Raw genomic sequence first — 19,807 nt, 5'->3', positions numbered from 1 at the left:
CCAGCCTTACCCAAGCCCGCGCGCCTTGTCACGTGTTTTTTTTATTCCGTGCCGCCCTTGGCATCCGGCCACTCTCCTTGTATCCTGCATGGATGAAGAGCCGTCAACCGCCTCCGGACCAGGAAAACGGACGCCTCAACCCCTCGGCCGTCTTCGCCGTGCCCGAGGGGGTGAAGTACCTGGACACCATCGATCTGGCCCGGCTGACCGAGGCCTTCGCCAAGTGGGCCGAGCAATCCCGCCGCGCGGACACCCGCCGGTCGCGGCTGCGGCTCTGGCTCATCTACCTCCTCCTGCGCCATACGGGCGCGCGCCTGGGCGAGGTTCTGGCCCTGGACGACGCCGAGGATCTGGACCCCGTGGCCGGGGTGGTCCGCTTTCGCGGCCGCAAGGCCACGCGCGAGGTGCGCCTGTCCGACGAGGCCGCCTCGGAATTGCGCCGCCTGCTGGCCGACCCGGCGCTCCTGCCTCTGCGCGGAACGCTTTGCCACATGGACCAGGGCCACATCCGCCGCAAGTTCCAGGAGCGCTCCCGGGCCGCCGGAATCCCCCTGGAGCTGGCCAATCCCACGGTTTTGCGCCGCTCCCGGGCCATCGAGCTGCTGCGCGGCGACATGCCCCTCAAGGTGGTCCAGGACATGCTCGGCCAGTCCTCCGCCGACCTCACCGCCGCCTTCCTGGACTTCTCCGAGGAGGACAAGAAGCGCATCACCGAACACATCCTGGAGCGCGAGTCCCGTCGCAAGACCAGCGCGCGCAACGCCTTCTTCGGCAAGGTCGCCCGCGTGATCCAGGGCGACATCCAGGCCCGCGTGGAGCTTTCCACCCTGGGCGGGCACGCCATATCCTCGGTCATCACCGTGGACAGCGTGCAGTCCCTGGGCATCCGGCCGGGGATGCTCCTCACCGCCGAAATCAAGGCTCCCTGGGTTCTGGTGGAGACCTGCGGGACCGAGCCCCGCTCGTCGGCCGAAAACCGCCTGCAGGGCGTCATCGACCGCGTGACCGTGGGCAAGCTCACGGCCGAGGTCATCGTGCGCCTGGCCGACGACACCCGCGTCTGTTCCGTGACCACGGCCGAGAGCGCCCAGCGCCTCGAGCTGTGCGCCGGAAATCCCGCCTGGGTGACCTTTTCCGCCTATTCCGTGATCCTCAAGGTCGACTAGCAAGCAGGGCGCTGAAAAGTTCCCCGGCTTCGCCGGTCCCCGCAAAGGCGGGAGATTTTTTTTGTTGACGCAATCTAGACGACTGGTCTATTAGTTGCCGCATGAAGCGTGACGCGAGGCAGGCCATTCTCGACGCCGGGGCGGATCTCATCCACCGCCAGGGTTTCCACAACACCGGATTGGCCGACATCCTGGCCGCCGCCGGGGTGCCCAAGGGTTCCTTCTATTTTTATTTCAAAAGCAAGGAGGACTTCGGCTTGGCCTTGGTGGAACACCATGCCCAGCGCATGGCCGGGGTCTCCGCCTCCCTTCTGGACCAGGGCGACGATCCGCCCCTGATCCGTCTGCGCCGGCTGTTCGAGACCTTTCGGGGGTTCCAGGCCGAGGGCGGCTGCGTCCGGGGCTGCCCCCTGGGCAACCTAGCCCAGGAGATGAGCGACCTCTCTCCGGCCATGCGCCAGGCGCTCCAGACCGCCATGGCGGCCATGTCCTCCCGGCTGGCCGGGCTCCTGGCCCAGGCCCGCGATCGCGGCGAACTGAAACCCGGCTTGGACCCCGAGCGCGCGGCGGCCTTCATCCTGGACTCCTGGGAGGGTGCGCTCCTGCGCATGAAGGTGGAGAAGAACCCCGGGCCTCTGCTGCGTTTCGAGGAATTCCTCTTCGATCATCTGTTGGCCTAGGCCGCGCGCATCGGCAAGCGTCGCCCCTGTTCGCGCCTGAAAATAGTTGACCGGTCTATTACGATACAAACCCCAAGGAGAAAGACATGATTCTGCTCAAGACGGTGGAACCCGGCCAGGCCACGGGCAGTGTGGCCCAGGTGTATTCGGCCTTCGACCAGCTCGGCGAGGTGCCCATGCCCATGCGCCTGCTCTCGGCCAGCCCCGAACTCCAGCAGGTCCAGTTCGGCGGCCTGCGTTATTTCGGTGGGCACAAGACCCTGAGCGCGCCGCTCCTGGCCGCCATCCGCTACGCGGCCTCGAATCTGTCCTGCCACGACGCCTGTCTGGCCTTCAACAGCAGCCTGCTCCAGCGCATGGGCATGAGCGGCGCGGATCTGGAGGCCCTGTCCCAGGGCCGGGCCCCGGAATCCCTGGAGGAACGCGAGGCCGCCCTGGTGGTCTTCGTGCGCAGGGCCCTGTCCGAACCGGCTTCCGTCAGCGCCGCCGATCTGGACGGCCTGCGGGCCCAGGGCTGGACCGACGCGGACATCCTGGACGCCACGGCCCACGGCGCGAGCCTGATGGCCTCGGCCGCCCTGCAGAAGGCTTTTGTCCGCGGCTCCGCCGCTTCATAGAAAGGCTCTTTCGCCTTTCTTCACCCGCGCCCGGGCCGCCCGACCCCGGCCAATCGCGTGGCGCGGAGCGCCCGGCGGCCTCGGCCGCCGACGCTCCGCGCCACTGTGACGTTTTTTTGAGGAAGGGGTCCGGGGAAACCTCCTTCTTTGCAAAAAAGGGGTTTCCCCGGCGCTTCCCTCAGGCCTTCGGCCGCCGCAACTTCCGGGCCGCCTCGACCATGTTCCGCATGGACGCCTCGGTTTCGGGCCAGTCGCGGGTCTTCAGGCCGCAGTCCGGGTTGACCCAGAGCCGTTCGCGCGGGATCACCCGCAGCGCCTTCTCCAGGAGCCCGACCATCTCCTCCACGCCCGGCACGCGCGGGCTGTGGATGTCCCAGACGCCCGGGCCCACCTCGTTGGGGTAGTGGAAGCGGCCGAAGGCCTCCAGCAGCTCCATGCCGCTGCGGCCGGCCTCGATGCTGATCACGTCCGCGTCCATGGCCGCGATCCATTCGATGATCTCGTTGAATTCCGCGTAGCACATGTGGGTATGGATCTGCGTGGCGTCGGAAACGCCCGTGGAGGCCAGCCGGAAGCACTCCACGGCCCAGTCCAGATACTCCCCGCGATTTTCGGGTTCCAGGGGCAGGCCCTCGCGCAGGGCGGGCTCGTCGATCTGCACCATGGGCGCTCCGGCCCGCTCCAGATCCGCCACCTCGTCGCGGATGGCCAGGGCGATCTGGCGGCAGGTGGCCGAGCGCGGCTGGTCGTCGCGCACGAAGCTCCAGCAGAGAATGGTCACCGGCCCGGTGAGCATGCCCTTCATGGGCTTCTTCGTCATCGCGGCGGCCTGCTCCCACCACGCCACGGTCATGGCCCGGGGCCGGGACACGTCGCCGTAGATCACCGGCGGCTTCACGCAGCGCGTGCCGTAGCTCTGGACCCAGCCGTTCTTCGTGAAGCAGAACCCGTCCAACTGCTCGCCGAAGTACTCCACCATGTCGTTGCGCTCGGGCTCGCCATGCACGAGCACGTCCAGCCCGGCCGCCTCCTGGGCCTCCACGGCCCGGCGGATGAAGCCGGTCATGGCCTGTTCGTAGCCCATCCGGTCCAGCTTCCCGGCCTTGAACGCGGCCCGGGCGGCGCGCACCTCGGTGGTCTGCGGGAAGGAGCCGATGGTCGTGGTGGGCAGCTCCGGCAGGTCCAGGCGCGTGCGTTGTTCCTCGTTGCGCACGGAGTAGGGCGAACGCCGGGCGGTCATCTCCGGCGTCACCGCCGCCGCCCGGTCGCGCACGGCCGGGTTCAAGGCCTTGGCGCAGCTCCGGCGGCGCTCCATGATCCGGGCGTTCTCCCCCAACGCCTCCGCCACGTCCCGGCCTTCCAGGGCGTCGGCCAACAGGCGCAGCTCCCCGCACTTCTGCAGGGCGAAGGCCATCCACTCCCGCACTTCCGGGTCCAGGGCCGTCTCGGCCGCCAGGTCTACGGGCGCGTGCAGCAGGGAGCAGGACGGCGCGACCAGGAGCCGCTCCGGGCCGACCAGCTCCACGGCCCTGCGGCCCAGGGCCAGGGCCCGGCCCAGGTCCGCGCGCCAGACGTTGCGGCCGTCCACCAGCCCCAGGGACAAGGCGCAGTCCTTCGGTAGTTTCGCCGCCACCGGCTCCAGCTGCTCCGGCGCGCGCACCAGATCCAGGTGCAGGCAGTCCGCGGCCAGGCCGTCCAGCAGGTCCGCCTGGGCCGCGACGCCGCCGAAATAGGTGGCCAGCATGAGCCGGGCCTTGCCCGCCGCCCCGCGCAGCCGCTCCAGCACCGGCCGGAAGCGGTCCCGGACCGTCCCGGGCAGGCCCATCACCAGCACGGGCTCGTCGATCTGCAGCCAGCCGCACTCCCGGCCGATCTCGCGCAACAGCGCCTCATACGCCTCAATGAGCGGTTCCAGCAGGGACCACTTGTCCAGACCCGGCGCGGCCGTCTTGGCCAGGGCCAGGAAGGTGAACGGTCCGGGCAGCACGGCCTTGGCCGCGTATCCGGCCCGGGCCGCCTCGCGCAGCTCCCCGGCCAGCCGACCGGCCGAGGGCCGGAAGACCTGTCCCGCCGCCAGCTCGGGCACGATGTAGTGGTAGTTCGTGTCGAACCACTTGGTCATCTCCATGGCCCCCACGCCCACGCCGCCCCGGGCCATGAGGAACATCGTCTCCAGGCCGGGCTCCCCGCGACCGGCATAGCGCTCCGGCACGCAGCCGAGCATGAGCGACAGGTCGAGCATCTGGTCGTAGAGCGCGAAGTCGCCCACGGGCAGCAGGTCCACGCCCGCCTCCCGCTGCATCCGCCAGTGCTCGGCCCGCAGCGCGGCGGCCGTGGCGGCCAGGGCCTCCCGGTCCACCTCGCCCTTCCAGTAGCCCTCCACCGCCCGCTTCAATTCGCGGTCGCGCCCGATGCGCGGGAAACCCAAGGTCTGCGTCAACATGAACAAATCCTCCTTCTGCGCGTTGGGATTCTGCTCATATCGGAGCATACAGGCGGACGCGGGAATGGAAAAGAAAAGCCCGCTTTTTCTCAAAAGCGGGCTGAACGGCTGCGCAAGTCCGGGGCGCACGTGTCCCCGGAATATGGCGTATCCATTCCGAACCCGGTTCGCGAGGCCCGAATGAGCGACAGCCCTGGAGCGTCTTCCGGCTTCCGGGCGCGGGCGGGGTTCCGCCTCCGGTTCAAGCGAACCGGCCGGGGCAGCCTTCCCGGACCTCCAAGGTCCAGTGGATGCCCCGCGCGTATCCCGGTCACGGCAGCGCGTCTGCGACGGATTCACACCGTCTTCCGTTTTCCAGGGAATCGTTATGGAAAGAACAGTCCCGCCTGCCTACCGGCGTGAGGACCTGCTGTCAAGATGAAGAGCCGGGGGCTCCACCCTCGGACCTGGCCAGGGCGCGGCCTTGGATCGCGCGGGGGGTCATAAAAAAATCAGGGGGCCTGGAGCGCGTTCAGGAGCAGGGTGCGGGCTTGATCCGGGTCCAGGTCCAGCCCGGTCCAGAGCTTGAACTGGGCCAGTCCCTGGCGCAGGAACATCTCCAGCCCGGAGATGGTCCGGCAACCTGCGGCCTTGGCTCTTTGGAGAAGAATGGTCACGAGCGGGTTGTAGACCAGGTCGAAGACCGTGAGATCCGAGGGAATGGGCGTATTCCCGGGCCATGGGCATTCCTCCACCCGCTCGCCGGACATGCCCAGGGGCGTGGTGTTCACGAGCAGGTCCGCGCCGAGCGTCGCCCGCGACTCCCACGGCGCCGCCGTGGCCCCGAATTCCCGCGCCAGGGCCTCGGCCTTGTCCCGCGTGCGGTTGACCACGAAGATGCCGCCCAGACCCAGTTCCTTGAGCGCGGCCACCGCCGCCCGGGCCGCTCCACCGGCCCCGAGCACCAGCCCGCGCCGGAACGGCCCCAGGTTCCGCAAGGACTCCACGATGCCGAGCACGTCCGTGTTTTCGCCCAGCAGCAGGCCGTCCCGCCAGAAGACCGTGTTCACCGCGCCCACGGCCTCGGCCCGGGGCGTCAGGCCGTCCAGGTGGGCCATGACCGCCCGCTTGTGCGGAATGGTCACGGACAGGCCCGCGAAGGCCCCGCCGCGCACCCGCTCCATGAACCCGTCCAGTTCTCCGGGCGTCACCGGCAGGGCCGCGTAGCGCGCGTCCACGTGCCTGTGCTCGAAGCCCCAGTTGTGCAGCAGCGGGCTCAACGTATGCCCCAGCGGATGCCCGATCACGGCGTATTGCTCGGTCATGGCGCATTCCTCCTGGAAAAGAAGAGAATAGCGGGGCTCCTCGCCCCGAACCCCGGCCAGGGGCCGATGGCCCCTGGACCCCTCATGGCGGCGCGGCCCGCACGGCGACCTTTGGTCGCCGTGCGGGGCGCGCCACGGCTGGGCCGGAAAGACTCCTCCGGCGCTGTCGGGTCCAGGGCTCAGCCCTGGCGCGGGGGGCCGGGGGGCGCGGAGCCCCCCGGTTCGTTTCGCTATTCGCCCACGGCCTCGGCCCCGGCTTCCAGGGCCTTGGCGTTCTTGGGGATGAGATCCTTGTAGCTGGCGGAGATGACGTTTTCCAAGCTCTTGATGACCGTGTCCAGGGAGACGATGCCGGTGGCGGCGACGTAGGCTCCCAGGGCGACCATGTTGGCCATGCGCGAGTTGCCGAGCTTGTCCGCGATCTCGTTGCAGCGCACGGAACGGCAGTCCAGGCGCTTGGTGTCCATGAGGTGGTCGTCGATGAGCGAGGAGTTGACGATCACGGTTCCGCCGTCGAGGACGCGGGCCTGGAACTTGTCCAGGGACGGCCGGTTCATGGCGATGAGGCTCTGGGGGCGGCGCACGATGGGCGAGCCGATGTCCTCGGAGGAGAGGATCACGGTGCAGTTGGCCGTGCCGCCGCGCATTTCCGCGCCGTAGACCGGGATGTAGGTGACGTTGAGCCCGGCGTTCATGCCCGCGTAGGCCAGGAGGTTGCCGATGAGCAGCACGCCCTGGCCGCCGAAGCCGGCGATGATCGCGTCCAGGTGCTGGGTTTTTTTGGCGGCCATCAGCAGACGCCTCCTTCGTTGGAGAGGTCCTTGTATATCCCCAGGGGGAAGTAGGGGATCATCTCGGTCTCGATGCGCTGGTTGGCCTTGATCGGGTTCATCTTCCAGTTGGTGGGGCAGGCCGAGAGGAGTTCCACGAAGCCGAAGCCGAGGCCCTTGGTCTGGACTTCGAAGGCGGTCTTGAGGAACTTCTTGGCCTGACGGATGTTCTTCACGTTGTTCAGGGCCGCGCGGGCGGAGAACACGGTGCCGCCGAGCCCGGCGATGATCTCGGCCATCTTGATGGGCATGCCTTCGTGCTCGCGGCAGCGGCCGCCGGGGCAGGTGGTGGTCTTCTGGCCGATGAGCGTGGTCGGGGCCATCTGGCCGCCGGTCATGCCGTAGACGGTGTTGTTGACGAAGACCACGGAGACGCGCTCGCCGCGGTTGGCGCAGTGCATGATCTCGGCCATGCCGATGGAGGCCAGGTCGCCGTCGCCCTGGTAGGTGAGCACGAAGTTGTCGGGCCGGGCGCGCTTGACGCCGGTGGCCACGGCCGGGGCGCGGCCGTGGGGGGCCTCGACGGAGTCCACCAGGAGGTAGTTGTAGAGGAACACCGAGCAGCCGATGGAGGTGACGCAGATGGTCTTCTCCACCAGCTCCATTTCGGTGAGCAGCTCGGCCACGAGGCGATGGGCCACGCCGTGGTGGCAGCCGGGGCAGTAGTGGGTGGCCCGGTCGGCCATGACCTCGGGCCGCTCGAAGGCCAGGACTTCCTGTTCTTTGGTGGCGGCGCTCATTTCTTCCTCCGCAGGGCCTTCAGGATGGGTTCCTCGAAGTCTTCGGGCGAGGGCATGTCGCCGGGGTAGACGCCGAAGAAGCCGGAGTCGGCGTGCGCCCGGACGGCCAGCCGCACGTCGTCCACCATCTGGCCCAGGTTGTGCTCGATGGTCAGGAATTTCTTGCCCGCCTTGGCCAGCTTGGCCAGGGCCGCGTCCGGGAAGGGGAAGAGGGTGATGGGCCGGAACAGGCCGACCTTCTTGCCCTTGGCCCGCAGCTTGCGCACGGCGGTCTTGGCGATGCGGCCGATGGAGCCGAAGGCCACGACCACCAGTTCGGCGTCCTTGACCTGGAACTCCTCGGCCATGATCTCGGCGCGCATGGCTTCGTACTTCGCCTGGAGCCGCCGGTTCTGGTCGGCCAGGGCGCCGTCGTCCAGGAACAGGGACTTGATGATGCGCGGCTTGCGCGTTCCCTTGCCCTCCAAGCGCCAGGACTTGCCCTCGGCCTTGGAGACCTTCACGGCCGGGCGCATGAGCACGGGCTCCTTCATCTGGCCGACGATGGCGTCGCCCAGGACGAGCACGGGGTTGCGGTATTTGAAGGCCAGGTCGAAGGCCAGCATGGTCAGGTCGAAGGCCTCCTGGACCGTTCCGGGGGCCAGGACCAGGGTGCGGTAGTCGCCGTGGCCGCCGCCGCGCGTGGACTGGTAGTAGTCGCCCTGGCTGGGGCCGATGTCGCCCAGGCCCGGGCCGCCCCGGCTCATGTTCACGATGACCGCCGGGATGTCGCTGCCCGCCATGTAGGAGATGGCCTCCTGCTTGAGCGAGACGCCCGGGCTGGACGAGGAGGTCATGGCCCGGATGCCGCACGCGCCCGCGCCGAGAAGCATGTTGGCCGCGGCCACCTCGCTCTCGGCCTGGACGAACTCGCCGCCAGCGTCCACGATGGCCTTGGACATGAACTCGGGAATGTCGTTCTGGGGGGTGATGGGGTAGCCGAAGAAGCAGCGGCACCCGGCGGCCAACGCGCCGTGGGCCACGGCCTCGTTGCCCTTGAGGAACTTGCGTTCGTTCTTGGCCATCACGCGCCTCCCTTGGCCTTGGCCGGTTTCCTGCTCCGCCAGACCGTGATGGCCAGGTCCGGGCAGATCGTGGCGCAGGACGCGCAGCCGGTGCACTTTCCACGGTCGGCCTCGGGAACCTCGGCCACCTTGTACCCCTGCTGGTTGAACCGCGACGATTGCACGATGATGCCCACGGGACAGACCGTGGTGCACAACAGACAGCCCTTGCACAGGGCTTCGTCGACCTCTATCCGCGACATGCAGACCTCCTGGGCGGGGACGCCGGAAAAGGGCCTGGGATCAGGCTTCGTCCGGGCTTCCCCGCGATTGTCAGCGTATGAGCATGGCGTCGCCGTAGGAGAAGAAGCGGAAGCCGGAGGACAGGGCGTTGCGGTAGGCTTCCAGGATTCTTTCCCGGCCTGCTAGGGCCGAAACCATAATCAGGAGCGATGATTCTGGCAAATGGAAATTGGTCAGGAGCATATCCAGGACATGGAATTCGCGGCCGGGGTAGAGGAAGAGGTCCGTGGGGCCGGTATAGGCTCCCACGCGGCCCAGGGCGGCGTACATGCCCTCCAGGGAGCGGGCGCTGGTGGTGCCCACGGCCACCACGGGGCGGCCCTCGGCCTTGGCCCGGTTCACGGCCTCGGCCGTGGCGGACGGCACCTCGATCCACTCCTCGTGCATGGCGTGTTCGCGGATGTCCCGGCAACGCACCGGCGAGAAGGTGCCGTAACCCACGTAGAGCGTGACCTCGGCCCAGGCCAGGCCGCGTTCCGTGAGCGTCCGGCGCAGTTCGGGAGTGAAGTGCAGGCCCGCCGTGGGCGCGGCCACGGACCCGGCCTTGCCCGGATCGGCGTAGGTGGTCTGGTAGCGTTCCTGGTCCTCGGGGGTGTCGGGCCGGTGGATGTAGGGCGGCAGGGGCATGTGCCCCAGGCGCTGGAACAGGGCGGCCAGGTCGCCGCGCCAGGCCAGGCGCACACGGGAGCGGCCGAACTCGCCGCGCGCGAGCACCTCCAGGGAGAGGTCGGAGTCGAAGTCCGCGCGTTCGCCGGGCCGGGGGCCCTTGGTGGCCTTGAGCAGGCATTCGGCCTCGGCGGTCAGGGTTCCGTGCGGCCCGGGTTCGGGCTTGAGCAGGGGCAAGGGGGCCAGGAGCAGGAACTCCACCCGGCCGCCGCTGGGCTTGTGGCCGTAAAGCCGCGCGGGCAGCACCCGGGAATTGTTGGCCACCAGGAGCGCGCCCTCGGGCAGGAGGTCCGGCAGATCGGCGAAGACGTGCCGCTCGTCGTGGTCCTCGGCCCGGTCCAGGAGCAGGAGCTTCGAGCCGCCGCGTTGGGCCGGGGGCTCCTGGGCGATGCGGTCTTGGGGCAGGTCGTAGCGGTAGGAATGCAGGTCAAAATCGGCCGGGATGTGCGTCATGCTGGGGTTCCGGGTTGTTGCATGGTCAGGCAGTGGAGCGTGCCCCGGCCGAAGACGAGGTCCAGGGCGTGGATGCCGATGACCGGCCGGTCGAAGAGTTCGGCCAGGATGCCCAGGGCCACGCGGTCGTTGGGATCGTTGAAGGTCGGCGCGAGCACGCAGGCGTTGGCGATGTAGAAATTGGCGTAGCTGGCGGGCAGGCGGATTCCCCGGAAGGCCACGGGCCCGGGCATGGGCAGGGGCACGATCTCGGGCCGGGAGCCGTCCTCCAGGCGCACGTCCTGGAGCCGTTCGCGGTTCTCGGCCAGGGCCGCGTGGTTCACGTCCGAGGGGTCGTCCTCCTGGGCCAGGACCAGGGTGGTCCGGTTCACGAAGCGGCAGAGGTCGTCCACGTGGCCGTGGGTGTCGTCGCCCGCCACGCCCTTGCCCAGCCAGACCACGTTGGAGACGTTGAAGGTCTCGCGGAAGACCTCCTCGTAGTCCCTGGCCGTGAAGCCGGGGTTGCGCACCTGGACCCTAGGGTCCAGCAGGCATTCCTCGGTGGTCAGCAGGGTTCCCGCGCCGTTCACGTCGATGGCGCCGCCTTCGAGCACCACGGGGCGGCCGTTCCTTTTCACGTGAAACAGGGGCAGGCCCAGGGCCCTGGCCGCCACGTCCGGCACCAGGGCGTCCTTCTTGTGCGTCGGGTACTTGGCCCAGGCGTTGAAGCGCACGCGGGCCACGGCCGTGTTGCCGGCCTGGTCGCGCACGAAGAGCGGCCCGGAGTCGCGGACCCAGGAGCGGTCCACGGGGCAGTCCACGAAGCGTATCCGGTCCAGGTCCGCGCCGCAGTCGCGCAGTCTTCTCGCGGCCTCCGCCCGCACGGCCGGGGAGTGGACCAGGATGCGCACCTCCTCGCCGCCGGAGATGCGGCGGGCCATGTCCGCGAAGGCGAAGCGCGCGCCCTGGAGACGGCCGGGCCAGTCCAGGGTGCTGGGGGGCCAGGCCAACCAGGTCGCCTCGTGCGGCTCCCACTCGGCGGGCAGCCTGTAGCCCAGGGCCGCCGGGGATTTCGTAGCGGTCATTTGCCGTAGCGCTCCAGCAGGGGGTAGTAGGCGTCGATGCGCCGGTCGCGCAGGAAGGGCCAGATGCGGCGCGTCTCGTCCACCCGGCGGGTGTCCACCTCGGCCAGGAGGATTTCTTCTTTCTCGTCCGAGGCCCGGGCCAGAACCTCGCCGCGCGGGTCGGCCACGAAGGAATTGCCGAAGAAATGCACCGCCACGCCCGGGCCGTCGGGCTCCTCCAGGCCGATGCGGTTGGCCGCGGCCACGAACAGGCCGTTGGCCACGGCGTGCCCGCGCTGCACGGTCATCCAGGAATCCACCTGGCGCAGGCCCTCCTTCTCGGACTCACCGTGCAGCCTGCCGATGGCCGTGGGGTAGAGGACCAGCTCCGCGCCCTGCAGCGCGGCCATGCGCGCGGCTTCCGGGAACCACTGGTCCCAGCAGATGAGCACCGCGACGCGGCCCAGCGGAGTGTCGAAGACCGGAAAGCCCAGGTCGCCGGGCGTGAAGTAGAACTTCTCGTGGAATCCCGGATCCTCGGGAATGTGCATCTTGCGGTACAGACCCAGGGTATCGCCGTCCGGGCCCAGGATTGCGGCCGTGTTGTGGTACATGCCCGGCCCCCGGCGCTCGAAGATCGGGACCACGAGGCAGACCCCGGCCTCGCGGGCCGTGGCGCTCATGATCTCCAGGGACGGCCCCGGGATGGTCTCGGCCAGGTCGAAATGCTCGCTGTCCTCGCGCTTGCAGAAATAGGGCGAGGCGAACAGCTCGGGCAGGCAGACCAGATCGGCCCCGCGTTTGGCGGCCTCCAGAACCAGGTCGCGGGCCTTCTCGCGGTTGGCCTCGGGCTCGGGCTGCATGGCGCATTGGATCAGGGCCAGGGTGAATTCCTTGGACATGGCGACTCCTTCGTGCTGCCCTCATCCTATAGTTTTCCCCTTCCCTTCGGTCAACGCCCCCCCTTCGGGGGGTTATAGAAAGGCGGGGGAGGGTGGGTGTTGAAGAGGGCGGGGTGTTGGGGAGGGTGCTCATCTTGTCTCATGTCGCCCCTCTTTCGCCTTTCTGGAAATCGGCGGAGCCGGCGAAGCCGGGGGGGATGGACAGGGGAGAGGGGGGAGGGTAGAAGGGGCACGGTTTTCGGAGGCTTTCTTGACGCGACGTTCGGACGATTCCCCCCGCTACGGCCTGTGGGCCGCCCTGCTCATCCTGGCCGGAACCCTGGGCCGGGTCTGGTTCGTGGCCTCGGGCCAGCTGAACCTCGTGCAGGACGAGGCCCAGTACTGGGACTGGACGCGCCATCTTCAGCTCACCTACTATTCCAAGGGCCCGCTCATCGCCTGGATCATCAGCTTCTGGACCGCGCTGTTCGGGAACACGGAGCTGGGCGTGCGTTTCGGCTCCATCGCGGGCGCGGCCCTGGCCCAGGGCGTGCTCTACCTGGGCGCGGCGCGGCTCTGGAAACGCCCGGACGTGGGTTTCTGGACCGTGGTGCTCATGAATACCATGCCGCTGTTCCTGGCGCTCGGCGTGCTCATGACCACGGACAACCCCTTCGTGCTCTGCTGGGCCGTGGGCCTGTTCTGCCTCTGGGCGGCGGGCGAGGGCCGTGGCGGACCCTGGCCGTACACGATCCTGACCCTGGCCCTGGGCGTGGGCATCCTGGCCAAGTACACCATGCTCGGCTTTTTGGGACTGGCCGTGCTCTATGGGCTGATCCTGGAGTGGAAGGGCTGGCGGCCGGAGCGGTTCTGGCGGCGGCTCATCCCGGCCCTGGCTGGCGCCCTGGTCCTGGGCTTCCTGCCCACGTTCATCTGGAACGTGCAAAACGACTTCGTGGGCTACAAACACGTGCTTTATCTCATCGGGGTTGAGGGCAAGGAATCCGGCCGACTCCTGCGGCTCGATCGCTTCCCGGAATATTTCGGCTCCCAGGTGGGACTGGCCACGCCCTGGTGGCTCTGGTTCATGTTGGCGGCGTCCTGGAGCGCGGCGAAGCGGCTTTTGGCCGCGCCGCGCGGACTGGCCGGGGACGATGCCGCGGCCACGCGGCGGAGCAGCCTGCTGCTGGTCTTCTTCCTGCCGGTCTGGGGCTTCTTCCTGCTCTGGAGTTTTCACGCCAAGGTGCTGCCCAACTGGACCACGGTGAGTTACGTGGCCGGGGCCCTGCTGGCGGCCTGGCGCTTCGCGGACCTGGTCCGCGACCCGGCGCGGCGCGTGGCCCGAAACGCCCTGCTCGTCTGCTCCTTTCTGATTTTCTTGGCCCTGCACCTCGCGCCGGTGCTGCCCATCCCGGACAGCGTGAACATGACGAACCGGCTCAAGGGCTGGGAGAGCGTGGGCCAGAAGGTGGACGAGCTGCGGCGCGGCCTGCCCGACCCGGACAAGACCTTCATCTTCAGCGACGTCTACGACGTGACCGCGGCCCTGGCGTTCTATGTGCCGGGCCAGCCGCGCACGTACTGCGCCTGGATCGACGGTCGGCGCATGAACCAGTACGACCTCTGGCCCGGGCCGCAAGCCTACAAGGGCGGCGACGCCATCCTGGTGATCAAGGGAACCTCCGACAGCATACCGAGAAAAATCGTTCCCCTCTTCGAGTCGGTTTCGGACCCGATCCACTTTCAGTCCGAGTTCCGGGGCAAGCCCGCCCGGCGTTTCACCTTGTATGTCTGCAAAGGCTACAAGGGGGACTGGTACACGCAGCAGACGGGATTTTTTTAGCTTTAATTTTCAGAAGGTTGCCTTCAACTTCCCTCCATCATTGAATCAATTTTTCTTTACCCGAAAATGAAATTCTGTGAAGAAATGGGAACTTTTTTTTGCATGGAGTACAGCCCCTTGCCTGTTCCGGCCACGTTGAGCCTGGATGTATTTCTTTGACAATCGTTGACTACCGATGACAATTCTTGTAATGCGTCTAGCAACGTGAGACTCTGGGTACATGTCTGACACACCAGTGACACCGAGATTGTTGACGGTGAAAGAGGTGGCCGAGGCGCTCAGGGTCCACGCGCGCACCGCCTACCGGCTTGTGACCGAGGGCTCGATACGGGCCGTGAAGATCGGGAGCCAGTGGCGGGTTTCGGAGGCGGCCCTCCTGGAGTTCATCGAGAAGGGCACCCCGGTTGAGCGGCCCGCCAAGGCGGAGCCGGTCCAGAAACAGTACAAGCTGCCTTTGTAGCGGCCGTGCCGCGCGGGAGAACGGAATGCCCAGGAACATGAGCCCGGATATGACCGGCGGGTGGATCGGCTCGGTGACGTTGCCCAACGACATGGGTGACGATCTGACGTTCACCGGCCGGCTCGTGGCCGAGGACATGCACTTCAACAACAGCAACGGGATGCTCACGGTCGAGAAGGTCTACGAGCGCCAGGAGGGCGGATCGGCCTACGGCGTGATCTCGGCCATCGGGCACACCCGCGACCGCCGGGCCTATCTCCTGGAGGAGATGGGCGAGGTCTGCGTGGTGAACAACGGGCGCTTCTCCCTTGAGATTCCCACCGAAGAGCTTTTGGGGCTGCTGTCCCTGGCCATCGAGGCCGAACGGGACGCCTGCGCGGATTCGGAGTGCGATCACATGATCCGCAAGCTCGCCGCCAACGACTGAGGCTGCCTCCTCAGGTCCCATAGGAAAGGGGCGCTCCCGAGCGGAGCGCCCCTTTCTTTTTGCGCGCGGGTGGTCAGCAGACGGCCTTGCGGACCTCGGGGTCGAGGATCTGGCCGGTGGATTCGAGCACGGAGCGCCAGTAGTCGGACTTGACGTTGAGCTTCTTGCGCTTGCGGGTGACGAGGTGCAGGGGCAGGTGCACGTAGCGCGAGAGCAGGCGGCTGACGACCATGCCGGTCTTTCCGGCCATGGCCGCGTGGACCGCGTTCTGGCCCAGGAAGCCGCAGTAGACCCGGTCGTTGGCGTTGGCCGGGACCGAGCGGATGATGTAGCTCGGGTCGATGAACTTGAGGGTCACGTCCATCTCGCGGCTTTTGAAGTAGTCCTTGATCTTGTTGATGAGCAGGGTGGAGACGTCGCAGAGCACGGGGTTGCCCGAGGCGTCTTTTTCGCCGCTGATCTCGCAATGGTCCTGGCCCGCGCCCTCGGCCACGACGATGACCGCGTGGTGGCGGGTGCGCAGCCGTTCCTCCAGGGAGGGCAGCAGGCCGTGTTCGCCCTCGAAGTGGAAGGGCGACTCGGGCACGAGCACGAAATTCACTTCCTTGAGGGCCAGAGTGGCCTGGGCGGCGATGAAGCCCGACTCGCGGCCCATGAGCTTGACCAGGCCGACGCCGTTGTTCACGCCCACGGCCTCGGTGTGGGCCGACTGGATGGCCTCGGTGGCCTTTTCCACGGCCGTGTCGAAGCCGAATGACTGGGACACGAAGTTGATGTCGTTGTCGATGGTCTTGGGGACGCCGATGACCGAGATGCGCAGATTGCGCCTGCTGATTTCGTCCACGACCTTGGAGGCGGCGCGCATGGTGCCGTCGCCGCCGATCATGAACAGGGCGCTGATGTTCATGCGCTCCAGGGCGTCCACGATGTCCTCGGGGGGCTGGTGGCCGCGCGAGGAGCCCAGGATGGTGCCGCCGAACTGGTGGATTTCGGAGACGGCCTTGGGGGTCAGTTCGATCACGTTGTGACCGAAGCTGGGGATGAAGCCCTGGAGGCCGAAGCGGATGCCCAGGACCGAGGCCACGTGGTAGTTGTGGTGGCAGGTCATGACGATGGCCCGGATGACGTCGTTGATGCCCGGGCAGAGGCCTCCGCAGGTGACGATGGCGCACTTGGTCTTGGACGAGTCGTAGTAGAGGAACTCGCGGGGACCGGCCTTCTCCACGTCCAGGGTGAGGGTTTCGTCCGGGCCCAGCTCGTCCAGCTCCTCCTCGGTGAGGATGAAGGGCTGGAGCTGTTCGTCGCTGACGAAGCGGCAGTGGCGCAGGGACGTCGGAATCTTGGCCTTGCCCAGGCTCGGGATGGCGACATCCACCGAGGGCTTGGCCGGAGTTTTCTTGGGAGCCATGGGGTGTCCTCCGTTTGCCGTGAGTATGCCAGAACGCGGAGATTCCGCAAATGACTCCGGTCGTCGGTCGGCCGATCAGCCCAGCCAGGCGTTGATTTCGATCTCCGGCAGGGACTCGATGGAGCGGATCAGGTCCGCGCCGCTCGCCGTGGCCGCGCCCACCTGGGCGACCACGTGCCCGGCGGCGTGATTGGCCAGGGCGCATGCGGTGAGCAGATCGGTTCCGGCGGCCAGGGCCAAGGCCAGGGTGGCGATGACCGTGTCGCCCGCGCCGGTGACGTCGAAGACCTTCTGGGCCACGGTGGGGATCTGGCGCACGGTTTCCGGAGTTTCGAACAGGGCCATGCCGCCCGCGCCCAGGGTCACGAGCAGGTGCTTGCAGCGCAGGCGCTTGAACAGGGCCTGTCCGGCGGCGAGCACGCTGTCGCGGCCGCTCACGGCCAAGCCCGCGCCCTCACCGGCCTCCTTGGTGTTCGGCGTGAGCAGGTCCACGCCCTTGTAGAGGTCGTAGTTCACGGGCTTGGGGTCCACGAGGATGAGCGGGCGGCGGGGCAGGGGATTGACCATGTCCATGAGCCGCGACATGAACTCGCGGCAGATGATGCCCTTGCCGTAGTCCGAGAGCACGATGACCGGAACGTGGGGCAGGACGTCGCGCAGGGCGGAGAACAGTTCGTCCAGCAGGTTCTGTGGCAGGGGGTCGGGCTGTTCGGAGTCCACGCGGACCACCTGCTGGTTGTGGGCGATGATGCGCGTCTTGCGGGTGGTGGGCCGGGCCGGATCCTTGAGGATGCGCGATTCGATGCCCGCCTCGCCGGTCATGCGCACGAGGGCCGCGCCGTCGGGGTCGTCGCCGGTGCAGCCGAAGAGCACGGGGCTGCCGCCCAGGGCGGCGATGTTCTGGGCCACGTTGCCCGCGCCGCCCAGGACGCGTGTCTCATTGGTGACGCGGACCACGGGCACCGGCGCCTCGGGGGAGATGCGGTCCACGGTGCCGATCATGTAGTGGTCGAGCATGAGGTCGCCTATGATGCAGACCTTGCGGCCCTGGAGCGCGGCCGCGGCCTTCAGTTGCGCTTGCTTGGAGAGCATCCGTTACGCCTTGTTTTTCCAGGTTGTTTGTATTGTGGTCAGTCCAGCTCGACGTCCTGAGCGCCGAGCAGGCGCGCCAGCTCGGCCAGGCGTTCCCGGCTGGAGAAGGAAATGGTCAGCTTGCCGAGATCCGGGGTGCCCTGGATGCGGACCTTGGCGTCCAGTTCGCGAGCCAGCCGCTTTTGGAGTCCGGCCAAGACTGGATCCTTGGCGCGGGTGCGGCGGGGGCGGGGCGCGGCTTCTTCTTCGGGCTCGGGTTCGGCTTCGGGTTCAGGCTCGGCCAGGGACAGGGAGCCGGTGGCCTTCCACAGACCGGCTTCCTCCTCGGCCTGACGTACGGTGAGATTGCCCTTGATGATCCGGCGGTGCAGGCCGGAAGCGGCCTCGGGGTCGGACACGGCCAACAGGGCCCGGGCATGGCCCGCGCTGATGCGGCCCTCGCGGACGTCCTTCTGGATCTCCGGGGCCAAGTTGAGCAGGCGCAGGGAGTTGGCCAGGGCCGAACGGCTCTTGCCGATCTGGCGGGCCAACTCTTCCTGGCTCAGGCCGAACTGGTCCAGGAGCTGTTTGTAGCCCTCGGCTTCCTCCAGGGCGTTCAGGTCCTCGCGCTGGAGATTTTCGATGAGCGCGATGGCCAGGCTCTCGCGGTCGTCCATCTCGCGCACCAGGGCCGGTATCTCGCTGAGCCCGGCCATCTTGGAGGCCCGCAGGCGGCGTTCGCCGGCCACGAGTTCGAAGGAACCGGTTCCGAGCGGCCGGACGAGCACGGGCTGGAGCACGCCCTGGGCCTTGATGCTGGCGGCCAGGTCGTCCAGGGCGCGGGGGTCGAACTCCTTGCGCGGCTGGTGCGGATTGGGCGTGATGGCGGAGATGGCGATGTTTTTGACTTCGCCGGGGGCGACGGTTTCGTCTTCGGGCTTGAGTCCGCCGAGAAGGGCGTCCAGGCCCCGTCCCAGGCCCCTGGTGGATGCGGCCATGTTCATTCTCCTTGTGCTTGCGGTCCGGGCACTTGCCGGGAGGAGGGACCGCGCCTATAGTGCCGGATACGCGGAGCCGAGGGCTCCGATCGCCCAATCCCCTTGGAGGACCTATGGTTTTCGATCCGATCACTGAAATGTATGACAAGTCCGGCGAGCTGCTCGGCGTGCAGCTTTCGGCCGAGGCATGGCTCAAGGTGCGCGAAACCGTGCTGGCCGCGCTGGGCCCCCGTCCCGAGGAAGAGCGGCCCGAGCCCCTGGCCGATTGGGAGTTGCTCAAGCAGTACTGGGACTTCCCCTATCCCGTGGACATGGACGTGGCCTGCTCGGAATGCGGAGCCGGCACCGAGGACTGGTCCAAGGACGAGCCGCGCAAGTTCCGGCTGACCGGAGCCAACCTGGGCGGACTGGTGGCCTTCCGCTGCCAGGGTTGCCGGGCCAAGGTGGTGAAGAAGCATTTCAAAAGTCATATCAAGACCGAAGTGACGCCGTTCCAGGACAAGATTCCCACCAAGGAAGCCCGCTACAAGTAGCCTACTGCACGCCCACGGCCGCGTCGCGTTCGTCGGCGTGGGCCGTGCGGCTGCGTTCCACTTCCTGGGCCAGGGCCAGATAGGCCTCGGCGCCCGTGGACTTGATGTCATAGGTGATGACCGGCTTGCCGAAGCTGGGCGCTTCGGAGAGGCGCACGTTGCGCGGCACGATGGTCTCGAAGAGGTGCTGGGGGAATGCCTTGCGCACCTCGTTGCGCACCTGCCAGGAAAGGCGGTTGCGCGAGTCGTACATGGTCAGAACCACGCCCAGGATGTCCAACTCGGGATTGAGGCGCTTGCGGACCAGCTCGTAGGTCATGAGCAGTTGGGCGATGCCTTCCAGGGCGTAGTATTCGCACTGGAGCGGGACGAGCAGTTCGCGGGCCGCGCAGAGGGCGTTGACCGTGAGCAGTCCCAGGGAGGGCGGGCAGTCGATGAGGATGAAGTCGTAATCCGGGTCCAGGGCCTGGAGCAGGTCGCGGACGTAGTACTCACGGCCGAACTTGTCGGCCAGCTCGATTTCCGCGCCCACGAGATCCTGGGTTCCGGGCAACAGGCTCAGGTAGGGTATGCCCGTATCGTAGACGGCCTTGCGGGCGTTTTCGGGCTGGAAGAGCACGGAGTAGATGTTCTCGCGGCGGTCGCCGGGGTAGAAGCCCAGGCCGCTGGAGGCGTTTCCCTGGGGGTCGCAGTCCACCAGGAGCACCTTCTTCTCCATGACCGCCAAAGAGGCCGCCAGGTTGACGGCGGTGGTGGTCTTGCCCACTCCGCCTTTCTGGTTGGCGATGACGATTCTTCTGGCCACGCTGGACCTCGCTTTTTCTGATATTTCCGGTGGTTGACGCGACTGGGAGGCGTTTTCCCCGCTGTGTTTCACGTGAAACAATCGAGCTGAAGG

At 67.5% G+C, this 19,807-nt stretch carries 20 protein-coding genes and 1 riboswitch; of the genes, 7 read left to right on the top strand and 13 right to left on the bottom strand.

Annotated features, from left to right (window positions below):
- Positions 1-92 precede the first annotated feature (92 nt).
- From H587_RS0115650 to H587_RS0115640, 3 genes are all read left to right on the top strand, one after another.
- Positions 93-1,166 carry a TOBE domain-containing protein gene (locus tag H587_RS0115650; RefSeq protein WP_027177029.1) on the top strand — a complete coding sequence of 358 codons (1,074 nt, stop codon included), beginning with the start codon at positions 93-95 and terminating at the stop codon, positions 1,164-1,166.
- 101 nt (positions 1,167-1,267) lie between these two features.
- Positions 1,268-1,846 carry a TetR/AcrR family transcriptional regulator gene (locus tag H587_RS0115645; protein ID WP_027177028.1) on the top strand — a complete coding sequence of 193 codons (579 nt, stop codon included), beginning with the start codon at positions 1,268-1,270 and terminating at the stop codon, positions 1,844-1,846.
- Between the two features lie 86 nt (positions 1,847-1,932).
- On the top strand, positions 1,933-2,463 hold the full coding sequence (locus tag H587_RS0115640) for a carboxymuconolactone decarboxylase family protein (RefSeq protein WP_027177027.1): 531 nt from the start codon (positions 1,933-1,935) through the stop codon (positions 2,461-2,463).
- Between the two features lie 178 nt (positions 2,464-2,641).
- Here the strand turns inward: H587_RS0115640 and metE are convergent, their stop codons facing one another.
- From metE to H587_RS0115595, 9 genes are all read right to left on the bottom strand, one after another.
- A complete protein-coding gene (metE, locus tag H587_RS0115635) occupies positions 2,642-4,906 on the bottom strand; it encodes a 5-methyltetrahydropteroyltriglutamate--homocysteine S-methyltransferase (RefSeq protein ID WP_027177026.1) in 2,265 nt (754 codons plus the stop codon).
- Between the two features lie 178 nt (positions 4,907-5,084).
- Positions 5,085-5,297: riboswitch (cobalamin riboswitch) on the bottom strand.
- A 100-nt stretch (positions 5,298-5,397) separates the two neighbouring features.
- Complete coding sequence (gene aroE / locus H587_RS0115630; protein ID WP_027177025.1) at positions 5,398-6,210, bottom strand: shikimate dehydrogenase; 813 nt, start codon at positions 6,208-6,210, stop codon at positions 5,398-5,400.
- A 230-nt stretch (positions 6,211-6,440) separates the two neighbouring features.
- The gene (locus H587_RS0115625) at positions 6,441-7,001 is read right to left on the bottom strand and encodes a 2-oxoacid:ferredoxin oxidoreductase subunit gamma family protein (protein ID WP_034609632.1); all 561 of its coding nucleotides are present in this window, start codon (positions 6,999-7,001) and stop codon (positions 6,441-6,443) included.
- Positions 7,001-7,780 carry a thiamine pyrophosphate-dependent enzyme gene (locus tag H587_RS0115620; protein WP_027177023.1) on the bottom strand — a complete coding sequence of 260 codons (780 nt, stop codon included), beginning with the start codon at positions 7,778-7,780 and terminating at the stop codon, positions 7,001-7,003. Before H587_RS0115620 ends, H587_RS0115625 begins: the two co-directional genes overlap by 1 nt.
- A complete protein-coding gene (locus H587_RS0115615; protein WP_027177022.1) occupies positions 7,777-8,844 on the bottom strand; it encodes a 3-methyl-2-oxobutanoate dehydrogenase subunit VorB in 1,068 nt (355 codons plus the stop codon). The genes H587_RS0115620 and H587_RS0115615 overlap by 4 nt, the downstream gene beginning before the upstream one ends.
- Positions 8,844-9,086, bottom strand: coding sequence for a 4Fe-4S binding protein (locus tag H587_RS0115610; RefSeq protein ID WP_027177021.1), 243 nt, complete (start codon positions 9,084-9,086; stop codon positions 8,844-8,846). Before H587_RS0115610 ends, H587_RS0115615 begins: the two co-directional genes overlap by 1 nt.
- 70 nt (positions 9,087-9,156) lie before the next feature.
- On the bottom strand, positions 9,157-10,245 hold the full coding sequence (gene queA, locus H587_RS0115605) for a tRNA preQ1(34) S-adenosylmethionine ribosyltransferase-isomerase QueA (protein WP_027177020.1): 1,089 nt from the start codon (positions 10,243-10,245) through the stop codon (positions 9,157-9,159).
- Positions 10,242-11,309: an agmatine deiminase family protein gene (locus H587_RS0115600; RefSeq protein ID WP_051203018.1), complete on the bottom strand. Its 1,068-nt coding sequence runs from the start codon at positions 11,307-11,309 to the stop codon at positions 10,242-10,244. Before H587_RS0115600 ends, queA begins: the two co-directional genes overlap by 4 nt.
- Positions 11,306-12,190, bottom strand: a complete 885-nt coding sequence (locus H587_RS0115595) for a carbon-nitrogen hydrolase (RefSeq protein ID WP_027177018.1) — start codon at positions 12,188-12,190, stop codon at positions 11,306-11,308. Before H587_RS0115595 ends, H587_RS0115600 begins: the two co-directional genes overlap by 4 nt.
- Before the next feature lie 250 nt (positions 12,191-12,440).
- On the opposite strand from H587_RS0115595, the gene H587_RS0115590 reads away from it, so the two are divergent.
- The 3 genes from H587_RS0115590 to H587_RS0115580 all read left to right on the top strand — a co-directional run bounded on the left by H587_RS0115590 (position 12,441) and on the right by H587_RS0115580 (position 14,899).
- A complete protein-coding gene (locus tag H587_RS0115590) occupies positions 12,441-14,012 on the top strand; it encodes an ArnT family glycosyltransferase (protein ID WP_027177017.1) in 1,572 nt (523 codons plus the stop codon).
- A gap of 256 nt (positions 14,013-14,268) precedes the next feature.
- On the top strand, positions 14,269-14,472 hold the full coding sequence (locus tag H587_RS0115585) for a helix-turn-helix domain-containing protein (RefSeq protein WP_245560902.1): 204 nt from the start codon (positions 14,269-14,271) through the stop codon (positions 14,470-14,472).
- Between the two features lie 25 nt (positions 14,473-14,497).
- Positions 14,498-14,899, top strand: coding sequence for a hypothetical protein (locus H587_RS0115580; RefSeq protein WP_156904595.1), 402 nt, complete (start codon positions 14,498-14,500; stop codon positions 14,897-14,899).
- 73 nt (positions 14,900-14,972) lie between these two features.
- On the opposite strand, the gene H587_RS0115575 is transcribed toward H587_RS0115580, so the two are convergent.
- The 3 genes from H587_RS0115575 to H587_RS0115565 all read right to left on the bottom strand — a co-directional run bounded on the left by H587_RS0115575 (position 14,973) and on the right by H587_RS0115565 (position 18,376).
- Positions 14,973-16,307, bottom strand: a complete 1,335-nt coding sequence (locus H587_RS0115575; protein WP_027177014.1) for an ATP-dependent 6-phosphofructokinase — start codon at positions 16,305-16,307, stop codon at positions 14,973-14,975.
- 75 nt (positions 16,308-16,382) lie between these two features.
- Complete coding sequence (rfaE1, locus tag H587_RS0115570) at positions 16,383-17,399, bottom strand: D-glycero-beta-D-manno-heptose-7-phosphate kinase (RefSeq protein WP_027177013.1); 1,017 nt, start codon at positions 17,397-17,399, stop codon at positions 16,383-16,385.
- Positions 17,400-17,437: 38 nt separating this feature from the next.
- Complete coding sequence (locus H587_RS0115565; protein WP_027177012.1) at positions 17,438-18,376, bottom strand: ParB/RepB/Spo0J family partition protein; 939 nt, start codon at positions 18,374-18,376, stop codon at positions 17,438-17,440.
- A 113-nt stretch (positions 18,377-18,489) separates the two neighbouring features.
- On the opposite strand from H587_RS0115565, the gene H587_RS0115560 reads away from it, so the two are divergent.
- Positions 18,490-18,909, top strand: a complete 420-nt coding sequence (locus H587_RS0115560) for a hypothetical protein (RefSeq protein ID WP_027177011.1) — start codon at positions 18,490-18,492, stop codon at positions 18,907-18,909.
- 1 nt (position 18,910) lies between these two features.
- Here the strand turns inward: H587_RS0115560 and H587_RS0115555 are convergent, their stop codons facing one another.
- The gene (locus H587_RS0115555) at positions 18,911-19,714 is read right to left on the bottom strand and encodes a ParA family protein (RefSeq protein WP_027177010.1); all 804 of its coding nucleotides are present in this window, start codon (positions 19,712-19,714) and stop codon (positions 18,911-18,913) included.
- Positions 19,715-19,807 lie beyond the last annotated feature (93 nt).

The sequence above is a fragment of the Desulfovibrio aminophilus DSM 12254 genome (assembly GCF_000422565.1).
In the GTDB taxonomy this organism is placed as follows: domain Bacteria; phylum Desulfobacterota; class Desulfovibrionia; order Desulfovibrionales; family Desulfovibrionaceae; genus Aminidesulfovibrio; species Aminidesulfovibrio aminophilus.
The sequence above is the reverse complement of the archived record's forward strand: the minus strand, read 5'-3'. Positions and strand labels throughout refer to the sequence as shown.

Excerpts from the sequence above, each read along its gene's own strand:
- H587_RS0115650 (WP_027177029.1), top strand. The coding sequence starts at position 93 with ATGAAGAGCCGTCAACCGCCTCCGGACCAGGAAAACGGACGCCTCAAC.
- H587_RS0115625 (WP_034609632.1), bottom strand. The coding sequence starts at position 7,001 with ATGGCCGCCAAAAAAACCCAGCACCTGGACGCGATCATCGCCGGCTTC.
- H587_RS0115620 (WP_027177023.1), bottom strand. The coding sequence starts at position 7,780 with ATGAGCGCCGCCACCAAAGAACAGGAAGTCCTGGCCTTCGAGCGGCCC.
- aroE (WP_027177025.1), bottom strand. The coding sequence starts at position 6,210 with ATGACCGAGCAATACGCCGTGATCGGGCATCCGCTGGGGCATACGTTG.
- H587_RS0115580 (WP_156904595.1), top strand. The coding sequence starts at position 14,498 with ATGCCCAGGAACATGAGCCCGGATATGACCGGCGGGTGGATCGGCTCG.
- H587_RS0115640 (WP_027177027.1), top strand. The coding sequence starts at position 1,933 with ATGATTCTGCTCAAGACGGTGGAACCCGGCCAGGCCACGGGCAGTGTG.
- metE (WP_027177026.1), bottom strand. The coding sequence starts at position 4,906 with ATGTTGACGCAGACCTTGGGTTTCCCGCGCATCGGGCGCGACCGCGAA.
- H587_RS0115615 (WP_027177022.1), bottom strand. The coding sequence starts at position 8,844 with ATGGCCAAGAACGAACGCAAGTTCCTCAAGGGCAACGAGGCCGTGGCC.
- H587_RS0115575 (WP_027177014.1), bottom strand. The coding sequence starts at position 16,307 with ATGGCTCCCAAGAAAACTCCGGCCAAGCCCTCGGTGGATGTCGCCATC.
- H587_RS0115600 (WP_051203018.1), bottom strand. The coding sequence starts at position 11,309 with ATGACCGCTACGAAATCCCCGGCGGCCCTGGGCTACAGGCTGCCCGCC.
- H587_RS0115560 (WP_027177011.1), top strand. The coding sequence starts at position 18,490 with ATGGTTTTCGATCCGATCACTGAAATGTATGACAAGTCCGGCGAGCTG.
- H587_RS0115565 (WP_027177012.1), bottom strand. The coding sequence starts at position 18,376 with ATGGCCGCATCCACCAGGGGCCTGGGACGGGGCCTGGACGCCCTTCTC.
- rfaE1 (WP_027177013.1), bottom strand. The coding sequence starts at position 17,399 with ATGCTCTCCAAGCAAGCGCAACTGAAGGCCGCGGCCGCGCTCCAGGGC.
- queA (WP_027177020.1), bottom strand. The coding sequence starts at position 10,245 with ATGACGCACATCCCGGCCGATTTTGACCTGCATTCCTACCGCTACGAC.
- H587_RS0115595 (WP_027177018.1), bottom strand. The coding sequence starts at position 12,190 with ATGTCCAAGGAATTCACCCTGGCCCTGATCCAATGCGCCATGCAGCCC.
- H587_RS0115610 (WP_027177021.1), bottom strand. The coding sequence starts at position 9,086 with ATGTCGCGGATAGAGGTCGACGAAGCCCTGTGCAAGGGCTGTCTGTTG.
- H587_RS0115645 (WP_027177028.1), top strand. The coding sequence starts at position 1,268 with ATGAAGCGTGACGCGAGGCAGGCCATTCTCGACGCCGGGGCGGATCTC.